This is a genomic window from Arthrobacter sp. P1_D12, from assembly GCF_056406175.1.
Map to the genome: position 1 here is coordinate 24,253 of NZ_JBFUAR010000038.1, position 9,482 is coordinate 33,734.

Annotated in this window: 7 protein-coding genes and 2 riboswitches; of the genes, 6 read left to right on the plus strand and 1 reads right to left on the minus strand. The window is 67.7% G+C overall.

Translation table 11 applies throughout. The features are described from left to right. The first annotated feature begins 29 nt into the window (after positions 1 to 29). Positions 30 to 509, plus strand: a complete 480-nt coding sequence (locus tag AC1DZV_RS21230) for a Dps family protein (RefSeq protein WP_028275324.1) — start codon at positions 30 to 32, stop codon at positions 507 to 509. Here AC1DZV_RS21230 and AC1DZV_RS21235 read toward each other — a convergent pair. Next, entirely contained in the window at positions 421 to 2,133 is a 1,713-nt protein-coding gene (locus AC1DZV_RS21235; protein ID WP_476954518.1) for an MFS transporter, read from the minus strand. The genes AC1DZV_RS21230 and AC1DZV_RS21235 overlap by 89 nt on opposite strands. A gap of 67 nt (positions 2,134 to 2,200) precedes the next feature. On the opposite strand from AC1DZV_RS21235, the gene AC1DZV_RS21240 reads away from it, so the two are divergent. The 5 genes from AC1DZV_RS21240 to glyA all read left to right on the plus strand — a co-directional run. After that, on the plus strand, positions 2,201 to 2,740 hold the full coding sequence (locus tag AC1DZV_RS21240; RefSeq protein WP_476952194.1) for a TetR/AcrR family transcriptional regulator: 540 nt from the start codon (positions 2,201 to 2,203) through the stop codon (positions 2,738 to 2,740). A 166-nt stretch (positions 2,741 to 2,906) separates the two neighbouring features. Next, positions 2,907 to 3,005: riboswitch (glycine riboswitch) on the plus strand. 1 nt (position 3,006) lies between these two features. Further along, positions 3,007 to 3,121: riboswitch (glycine riboswitch) on the plus strand. Between the two features lie 39 nt (positions 3,122 to 3,160). Continuing rightward, positions 3,161 to 6,070: an aminomethyl-transferring glycine dehydrogenase gene (gene gcvP / locus AC1DZV_RS21245; RefSeq protein WP_476952195.1), complete on the plus strand. Its 2,910-nt coding sequence runs from the start codon at positions 3,161 to 3,163 to the stop codon at positions 6,068 to 6,070. 12 nt (positions 6,071 to 6,082) lie between these two features. Next, positions 6,083 to 7,231 carry a glycine cleavage system aminomethyltransferase GcvT gene (gene gcvT / locus AC1DZV_RS21250; protein WP_476952196.1) on the plus strand — a complete coding sequence of 383 codons (1,149 nt, stop codon included), beginning with the start codon at positions 6,083 to 6,085 and terminating at the stop codon, positions 7,229 to 7,231. A gap of 654 nt (positions 7,232 to 7,885) precedes the next feature. Beyond that, complete coding sequence (gene gcvH, locus AC1DZV_RS21255; protein WP_476954519.1) at positions 7,886 to 8,269, plus strand: glycine cleavage system protein GcvH; 384 nt, start codon at positions 7,886 to 7,888, stop codon at positions 8,267 to 8,269. After that, a partial coding sequence (gene glyA, locus AC1DZV_RS21260) for a serine hydroxymethyltransferase (protein WP_476954520.1) occupies positions 8,266 to 9,482 on the plus strand: 1,217 nt, incomplete at its 3' end. The genes gcvH and glyA, both read left to right, overlap by 4 nt.

The window sequence follows — 9,482 nt, forward strand, 5'->3', positions numbered from 1 at the left end:
CACGGCACCGGTTCTATCGAGGAGGATTCATGAAAGCATCACCCACATTGACGACCAACCTGCAGGCAGTACTGGTGGACCTGATCGAACTCCACGTTCAGGGCAAGCAGGCACACTGGAACATCGTCGGGACCAACTTCAGGGACCTTCACCTCCAGCTCGACGAGATCATCGACGCCGCCCGGGGATTCGCGGATGACCTCGCCGAGCGCATGCGTGCCCTCCACGCCCTCCCGGACGGCCGAAGCTCCACGGTTTCCAAATCCACAGCGCTGGCCGAGTTCCCGAAGGGCCTGATCAACACGAAGGACGCCATCGAGCGGATTGTCGCCGCGCTGGAGGCGGCCGTCGGCACCATGCGCAAGGTCCATGACGAAGTGGACGAGGAAGATCCCACCACCGCGGATCTGCTGCACGAGTTCATCGCCAAGTTTGAGCAGTACGCCTGGATGGTGAATGCCGAGACCATGCGGGCCACGGCCAGCGTGACCACCCCCGACAGCAAGTAGGGACCGGCTCCCACCAGCCCTTAAACAGCAGCGTCTTCGGCACCGACCGCAGGACGACGGCGGCAAGGACGCAGGCCCCGGACATCAGGACCAGCGCAATTGACGCCGTGACGTGCACGCCCGAGTCGAAGGCGGTGCGCGCGGCCGCCGTCACCGCCTCGGCCAGGGGCGCCGGAAGCATCCGGGCCAGATCCACAGCGCCGGCCAGGGTTTCACCGGCCTGTCGGGTGGCCGCGGCCGGGGCGAGTTCGGACACGCCCGCCGGAAGCCGGAGGTTGCCCTGGTAGGAGGCCGTCAGGATTGAGCCGAGAATCGCCGTGCCCAGCAGGGACCCCACTTCGTAGCCGGTCTCGGAGATGGCCGCGGCTGCACCTGCCTTGTCGGCGGGCGCCGCGCCCAGGATCAGGTCATTGGAGATCGTCTCCGCGGCCCCCACCCCCAGGCAGAGCACCAGCAGGGCGGCAAGGAGCAGCGACGGGCCCCGGCTGTGGTCGCCGAAGGCCACCAGGAAATAGCCCGCCGCGCTCAGTAGCAGGCCGCCGGCCACCACAAAGCCGGGCCGGACCTTGCGCACCAGCGGGACCACCAGCAGCCCCGTTACAACTGTGGCGATAAGGGCCGGGACCATGGCGATGCCGGAGGCCGAGGGGGACTGGCCCTCCAGCAGCTGCAGGTGCTGGGCCAGGAAAAGAATGAAGCCGTTGAAGGAGAACAGTGCCAGGACGTTGGCCACAATGGCCGTACTGAAGATCCGGTTGCCAAACAGGCTGACGTCGAGCATCGGCGCGGTGCTGTGGTCTGTCCTTTGGGCTGCACTGTGGCCTCTGGCCAGGTTGCGCTGCCGCCGGATGAACACATAGCCCATGAGCAGGCCGGTTCCGATGCCCGCGAAGGCCTCGGGAGCCGGCCCGTGGGTGGCGAGGGCCTTGATCCCGTAGACCACCGGCACCATGACCAGCAGGGACAGGGCAATGCTGGGCACGTCCACCCGGCCCGGCTTCGGATCGCGGGATTCCGGGATCAGCGCCGGGCCGAGCAGCAGCAGGGGCACGATGATCGGCACCGCGACCAGCAGGACGGCGCCCCACCAGAAGTGTTCCACCAGCCAGCCGCCGGCAATCGGGCCGAGGGCGGCGCCACCGGAGAAGCCGGCGGCCCAGATCGCCACCGCCAGCCTGCGCCTGTTGGGCTGCGGAAAGATGTTCCGGATCAGCGACAGCGTGGACGGCATGAGCATGGCGCCGAACAGGCCAAGCCCGGCGCGGCCGGCGATCAGCCACTCCGCACTCGGCGCGAACGCCGTCACGGCCGACACCGCGGCAAAGCCCGCGCTGCCCACGAACAGCAGCCGGCGCCGGCCGATCCTGTCGCCCAGGGAACCCATCGCGACCAGGAGTCCGGCCAGAACCAGGGGATAGGCATCGACGATCCAGAGCAGTTCGACGCCGGAGGCGGTCAGGCTGCTGGCGATGGCCGGCAGGGCGAACGTGAGCGCGGTGTTGTCCACGGCCACGAGCAGGACGGGGAACATCAGCAGGGCCAGCGCCACCCAGTCACGCCACGGAGCCCGGGGCCCGGTGGCCGCAGGAGTGCTGGTGGCTACGGTGATCGATGAAATGCTCATGAGCATAACTGTACCGTCTGGACGGTATAGTTAAGAAATGCGCGGGCGGGCAGGCATGATGGGAGGCATGCCCAGGAAACCCGTCGCCCGCGAGGCCGTCCTCGATGCCTTCGAATCCCTGCTCATCGAAGTCGGTGAACGCGCCGCGACGCTGGACGCCGTCGCGCGCCGGGCTGGCGTCTCCAAGGGTGGCCTGCTCTACCATTTTCCGACCAAAGAGGCCATGATCGCGGTCCTGCTGGAACGGCTGGACCGGCTCCTGGCTGCAGATGTTGCGGCCATGGCGACAGCCCCGGAAGGGGCGGCGGCGTACTTCATCAAGTCCTCGGTGTGGGCGGACACGCCCATGGACCGGGTTTTCGTGGCGGCCACGCGGCTCGCCGAGGTGGCGCACGGGGAAACCCTCCGCCGCTTCGCCGCCGGCCAGGCGAGCTGGCTGGAACTGCTGGCGGCCGACGTCGGGCCCGCCATGGCGAAGGCCGTCCTGTGCATGGGGGACGGGCTGTACTTCAATGCCATGCTGGCGCGGGGTCCCGGCGGTCCGCCGCCGGAAGTCGAGGCGGACGTCCAGAGCCTCCTGGCCGCCGTCGAGCGCCTGCGCGGCTGAAGCCCACCCCCACYCCCCGCMGACCCCCTACTCCCCGCCGACCCCCTACTCGGCCCGTAACCTGGGTCCGCCGCGGGGAGGGAGTTTGCGGACGCGCGCCCGGCATAGGACAATGAGAGCTGTGACTGTTGTCACCCCCGATTGAACACCCAATTAAATACGCCTTTGATCTGCGGCGGGAGAGTCCTGCAAGTAGGTACAAGCAGGCGCCGTAGGAGCAAACCCTCCCCAGGAATCTCTCAGGCCCATGTACCGCCGCGGCAAGGCATCTCTGGAAAGTAGCAGGCGTGTCCCGGACATGCTGTGCTCACCGACGGTGCAAGCGGAGCCCTGAAACGCGGGCTGCGCGGAAACTCTCAGGTCCAATACAGAGCGGGGAGGAACCCGAATCAATGTGGCGTACCCTGCGCCGCCTGAGTTATGGAGTTCCTTGTGACTGTTACCCCAGCCTCCACGTCCTTCGTTGACCGCCATATCGGCGCGCGCCGCCAGGCCGACGTCGACGCCATGCTGAAGGCTGTCGGCTACGACACCGTCGACGCCCTGGTGGACACCGCCGTTCCGAAGGACATCCGCCAGGATGCCGACCTGGCGCTCGCCGCGGCCCTGAGCGAAGTCGAAGTCCTCGCCGAGCTGCGCAAACTGGCGTCGAAGAACAAGACCGCCGTGCAGATGATCGGGCAGGGCTACTACGACACGCTCACGCCTCCGGTGATCCGCCGCAACGTCCTCGAAGCCCCGGCCTGGTATACCGCGTACACGCCGTACCAGCCCGAGATCTCCCAGGGCCGGCTCGAGGCGCTGCTGAACTTCCAGACCATGGTCCAGGACCTCGTCGGCCTGCCGATCGCCAACGCCTCCCTGCTGGATGAAGCCACCGCCGTGGCCGAGGCCGTGCTGATGATGCGCCGCGCGAATAAGAACAAGACGGCGCACGACGGCAAGACCGTCCTCGACGCCGACTGCCTGCCCCAGACCATCGCGATCGTTAAGGGCCGTGCCGAGGCCCTCGGCTTCGAGGTCGAGGTCGCCGACCTCTCCAAGGGCCTGCCCGACGGGGTCATCAACGGCGTCGTCCTGCAGCAGCCGGGCGTCTCCGGCCGCGTGTTTGACCACACCGCCGTGATCGCCGACGCCAAGGAACGCGGCGCCCTCGTCACCGTGGCGGCAGACCTCCTCTCCCTGACCCTGATTACCCCTCCGGGCGAGCAGGGCGCTGACATCGCCGTCGGATCCGCCCAGCGCTTCGGCGTGCCGCTGTTCTTTGGCGGCCCGCACGCCGCCTACATGGCCGTTCAGAAGGGGCTTGAGCGCTCCATGCCCGGCCGCCTCGTGGGTGTCTCCAAGGACAACGCCGGCGTCCCCGCGTACCGCCTGGCCCTGCAGACCCGCGAGCAGCACATCCGCCGCGAGAAGGCCACCTCCAACATCTGCACCGCCCAGGCCCTGCTGGCCATCGTGGCTTCCTTCTACGCCGTCTACCACGGCCCGGACGGGCTGAAGGCAATCGCCCAGTCGGTCCACGTCCACGCCAAGACCATCGCCGCCTCCCTGAAGGCCGCCGGCCTGGACGTGCTGCACCCCTCCTTCTTCGACACCATCACCGTCTCCGTGCCGGGCCGGGCAGCAGAGATCATCGCGGCAGCCGACGCCAAGGGCGTCAACCTGCGCGCCATCGACGCCGACACCGTCGGCATCTCCGCCGACGAGGCCACAACGGTGGCCGTCGTCGCCGACGTCATCGCCGCGTTCGGCGCGTCCGTGACTGACTCGACTGAAGGCTTCGGCCTGGACCCCGCCGTCGAGCGCACCTCCGACTTCCTGCAGCACCCGGTGTTCAACACGCACCGCTCCGAAACCCAGCTGCTGCGCTACATCCGCCGCCTCTCGGACCGTGACCTGGCCCTGGACCGGACCATGATCCCGCTGGGTTCGTGCACCATGAAGCTGAACGCCACGGCCGAGATGGAGGCCATCTCCTGGCCGGAGTTCGCTTCCATCCACCCCTTCGCCCCGGAATCCCAGACCGCCGGCTGGCGCGAGCTGATCGAGGACCTCGAAGGCCAGCTGACCGAGATCACGGGCTACGACCAGGTCTCGATCCAGCCCAACGCCGGTTCCCAGGGCGAGCTCGCGGGCCTGCTGGCGATCCGCGGCTACCATCTCTCCCGCGGCGATGCCCAGCGCACCGTCTGTCTGATCCCGGCCTCCGCGCACGGCACGAACGCGGCCTCGGCCGTGCTGGCCGGCATGAAGGTCGTGGTCGTGGCCACGGCTTCGGACGGCACGATCGACCACGTGGACCTGACCGCCAAGATCGAGCTGCACAAGGATGCGCTGTCCTGCATCATGATCACCTACCCGTCCACGCACGGGGTGTACGACGCCGATGTCCGCGAGGTCTGCGACGCGATCCACGCCGCCGGCGGCCAGGTCTACATCGACGGCGCCAACCTCAACGCCCTGGTCGGTCTGGCCCAGCCCGGCATGTTCGGCGGCGACGTCTCGCACCTGAACCTGCACAAGACCTTCTGCATCCCGCACGGCGGCGGCGGACCGGGCGTCGGGCCGGTCGCGGCCAAGGCGCACCTGGCCCCGTTCATGCCCGGCAACGCGGCTGACCCGGCCAACGGCGCCGACGGCACCCCGATCTCTGCCTCCCGTTACGGTTCGGCAGGTGTGCTGCCGATCTCCTGGGCGTACGTGAAGCTCATGGGCGGCCGGGGCCTCACCGAGGCCACCAAGTCCGCGCTGCTCGCGGCAAACTACATCGCGGCCCGACTCAACGACTCCTTCCCGGTGCTCTACACCGGCGAAGGCGGCCTGGTGGCCCACGAGTGCATCCTGGACCTGCGCGAACTCACGGCCAAGACCGGAGTGACCGCCGAGGACGTGGCCAAGCGCCTGATCGACTACGGCTTCCACGCCCCCACCCTCGCGTTCCCGGTGGCCGGCACCCTGATGGTGGAGCCCACCGAATCCGAGGACCTGGGCGAGATCGACCGCTTCATCACGGCCATGGTCGCCATCCGCGCCGAGATCGACCAGGTGGCCAACGGCGATTTCAGCGTGGAGCACAGCCCGCTGCGGAACGCCCCGCACACCGCCGCTGCCGTGATCAGCACCGACTGGACCCGCGAGTACCCGCGCGAACAGGCCGTCTTCCCGGTCCACACGCTCAAGCAGGACAAGTACTTCCCGCCGGTCGGACGGATCGACGGCGCTGCCGGGGACCGCAACCTGATCTGCTCCTGCCCTCCCCTCGAGGCCTTCGAAGAAGACACAGCAGTCCACTCCAACGATTCCGCCAACTCCGACTCCGCCAACTAAGGACAGCCAACGATGACTGAGAATTACACGGCACTTTACGAAGAACACAAGAAGCTCGGCGCCTCCTTCACAGACTTCGGCGGCTGGCAGATGCCGCTGAAGTACAGCTCCGAACTCGCCGAACACCACGCTGTCCGCAAGTCCGCGGGCCTGTTCGACCTCTCCCACATGGGCGAAGTCTGGGTCACCGGCCCCGACGCCGCAGCCTTCCTGGACTACGCCCTCGTGGGCAAGATCTCGGCGATGGCCATTGGCAAGGCCAAGTACTCGCTGATCTGCAACACCGACGGCGGCATCATCGACGACCTCATCACCTACCGCCGCGGCGACCAGAAGTTCCTCGTGGTCCCCAACGCGGGCAACGCCAAGGTAGTCGCCGACGCCCTCGCCGAGCGGGCCGGTTCCGGAAAGGACGGCGGGTTCGACGTCACTGTCCGGGACGCCTCGGCTGAAACCTCTCTGATCGCCGTGCAGGGACCCAAGGCCGAGGAGATCCTGCTGCGCCTGGTCCCCGCCCCGCAGCACGAGCTCGTCACCGGCCTGAAGTACTACGCCGCCGTGGACGTCCCGTTCATGTTCGCTGGAGCCAGCCACGACCTCCTGCTGGCCCGCACCGGCTACACCGGTGAAGACGGCTTCGAGATCTTCGTCGCGAACGACGACGCCGCCGCCCTCTGGCAGGCGCTCGTCGCCATCGCAGAGGACGGCGAGCTGACCCCCGCCGGCCTCGCGTCCCGCGATTCGCTCCGTCTCGAGGCCGGCATGCCGCTTTACGGCAACGAGCTCTCCCTGGAGGGCGATCCGTTCGCCGCCGGCTTGGGCCCCGTCGTCGCCCTGTCCAAGGAAGGCGACTTCATCGGCAAGGCCGCCTTGGCCGCCAAGAAGGAAACCGGCGCCGGCGCCACGACGGGCCGCAAGCTCGTCGGGCTCAAGGGCCTCGGGCGCCGGGCCGGCCGCGGCCACTACCCGGTCCTCAAGGATGGCAACGTCGTCGGCGAAGTCACCTCCGGCCAGCCCAGCCCGAGCCTCGGCTACCCGGTCGCGATGGCCTACGTCGACGTCGAATTCACCGAGCCCGGCACCGCACTGGACATCGACCTCCGCGGCAAGGCCGAACCCTTCGAAGTTGTCGCACTGCCTTTCTACAAGCGCCAAAAGTAGCCGAACGGGTACCTCAGCGGGACCGGGTGCCTCAGCGGTACCCGGCCCGGGGCGGCAGGCCCCAGTTTTCACGCGTGCTCGCTCGTTTGACCCGCCGTCCCCCTAGCCTCGCAAGCTCGGCCAGGGAACCCAGACGGCAGTCACTCGCTTAGACGCACGCTTTCGAAAACCGCGGCCAGCCGCCCCCTCGCGAGAAGCTCACCTTTGTGGAAAACCGACCACAACAGGACCAACGGGTACCAGCGCCTTCGAAAGCCAAAAGTGCTGGAGGATGTACCGCCTACCGCGGCTCTGGGTTGTTCCAAGCTCGATCATTGGGGGTTGAGCTTGATGACACCCTTGAAGCCAAGAAGTAGCCCGGCTCTGGAAGATATCGAAAGGCCGCTGTTTCTTCCGGGAAAACGGCTGGCCCCGAAAAACTGAACTGAATATTAGCGGTGGGGGCGCGGCATCTGGAAGCGTGCGTCTAAGGGGGGCCCACACCGTCAGGGTTCCCTGGCCGAGCTTGCGAGGCTAGGGAGACGGTGGGGAGCGTCGCGTCCGCCCAGCGGGCGCCTTCGCGACCGAGCACGCGGAGGAATTCGGTTTCCGGCCGCGTAACCCGGCCACAATTGATTTAGCACCAACGACCACTCCAAGACTTAGGAAAAACACATGGCAAAAGTTGCCCCTGAACTGCAGTACTCCGACGAGCACGAGTGGGTTGCGCGGGAGGCCGGGAACGTTGTGTCCATCGGCATCTCTGCCGTCGCCACCGACGCCCTGGGCGACATCGTTTACGTGGACCTGCCCGAGGTTGGGTCGACGGTGACTGCGGGGGAGACCTGCGGTGAGGTTGAGTCGACCAAGTCGGTCTCGGACCTCTACGCACCGGTGACGGGTGAGGTCACCGAGGTCAACGACGCCGTTGTCGATGACCCTTCTCTGATCAACAGCGACCCGTACGGCGCCGGCTGGCTCTTCAAAGTGGCCGCCGAATCGGACGGCCCGCTGCTCTCGGCCCAGGAGTACGCGTCCAAGAACGGTGGCGAACTGTGAGCGGCGCAACGGCGGCCGCGGGCACACAGACACTGGCGTTTGAGCAGGTCGTTTCTCCGAGCCTGGACGCGGACCTGTCCGTGCTGGATCCGGAGATCGCCGCGACGATCGACGCCGAACTGAGCCGGCAGCGTGACGGGTTGGAGATGATCGCCTCGGAGAACCACACCGCCTGGGCTGTGATGCAGGCGCAGGGTTCGGTGTTGACGAACAAGTACGCCGAGGGTTACCCGGGCAAGCGTTACTACGGCGGCTGTGAGCACGTTGACGTGATCGAGCAGCTCGCGATCGACCGGGTCAAGGCCCTGTTCGGCGCCGGGTACGCGAACGTGCAGCCGCACTCGGGTGCGCAGGCCAACGCCTCGGTGATGCACGCCCTGATCCGGCCCGGGGACACCATCATGGGCCTGAACCTGGCGCACGGCGGGCACCTGACCCACGGCATGCGGATCAACTTCTCCGGCCGGCTGTATAACGTCATTCCGTACCAGGTCCGGGAGGAGGACCACCGGATCGACATGGCCGAGGTCGAGCGCCTGGCCCTGGAGCACAAGCCGGCGCTGATCGTGGCCGGCTGGTCCGCGTACGCCCGGCAGCTSGACTTCGCCGAGTTCCGCCGGATCGCGGACTCCGTGGGCGCGTATCTGATGGTGGACATGGCSCACTTCGCCGGGCTGGTCGCGGCCGGGCTGCACCCGTCCCCGGTCCCGCACGCSCACGTCACCACCTCCACGACGCACAAGACCCTCGCGGGTCCGCGCGGCGGSATCATCCTCTCCAACGACGCCGAGATCGCCAAGAAGATCAACTCGGCGGTGTTCCCCGGSCAGCAGGGCGGCCCGCTGGAGCACGTCATCGCGGGCAAGGCCGTGGCCTTCAAGATCGCCGCGTCCGAAGAGTTCAGGGAACGCCAGGAGCGTGTGCTGGCCGGTGCCCGGATCCTGGCCGAGCGGCTGGTCCAGGACGACGTCACGGCGAAGGGGATCAACGTGATCTCCGGCGGCACCGACGTGCACCTGGTCCTGGTGGACCTGCGCGAGTGCGAGCTGAACGGTCAGGAGGCCGAGGACCGGCTCGCGGAAATCGACATCACGGTCAACCGCAACGCCGTCCCGTTCGATCCGCGCCCGCCGATGGTCACCTCCGGACTGCGGATCGGCACCCCGGCGCTGGCCACCCGCGGTTTCGGCGAGGCAGCCTTCGCCGAGGTTGC